Raw genomic sequence first — 432 nt, forward strand, 5'->3', positions numbered from 1 at the left:
CCCAAATGTAAATGGGGTGTTGGTAGGCGGGGCATCACTAGACGCGACGAGCTTTACACAAATTATTCAAGCGTTTGCCCAAATTTAAGGTAAAATATCACCTATTTAAAATTTCTTACTTTTGCCACTGACAGCGTTCTTGTTGGGCATCAGTGCTATCAAGTTTTGTAGAGATAAGTATGTATAATGCAATTTTAGTGGTTCATATCATTGTCGCGATTTCAATGATTGGTCTGATTTTGGTTCAACATGGTAAAGGTGCCGATGCTGGCGCTTCATTTGGTGCAGGTGGTTCGGCAACCGTATTTGGTGCGTCTGGCTCTGCCAACTTTTTGACGCGCTTGACGGCGGTTTTAACAGCAATCTTCTTTATCACCAGTATGACACTGGCAGTATTTGCTAAACAGCAATCGCTATCTAGTCGTACTCTTG

The 432-nt window shown here is 42.6% G+C and carries 2 protein-coding genes; both read left to right on the plus strand.

Going from position 1 to position 432, the window contains the following annotated elements:
• On the plus strand, positions 1-88 hold an 88-nt coding region (locus M3175_RS26090), incomplete at its 5' end, for a triose-phosphate isomerase (protein ID WP_503328638.1).
• Between the two features lie 91 nt (positions 89-179).
• Positions 180-432, plus strand: a 253-nt coding sequence (gene secG / locus M3175_RS26095) for a preprotein translocase subunit SecG (protein WP_251524615.1), incomplete at its 3' end; no start/stop codon positions are given.

The sequence above is a fragment of the Robertmurraya korlensis genome, from assembly GCF_023715225.1.
Lineage (GTDB): Bacteria > Bacillota > Bacilli > Bacillales > Cytobacillaceae > Robertmurraya_A.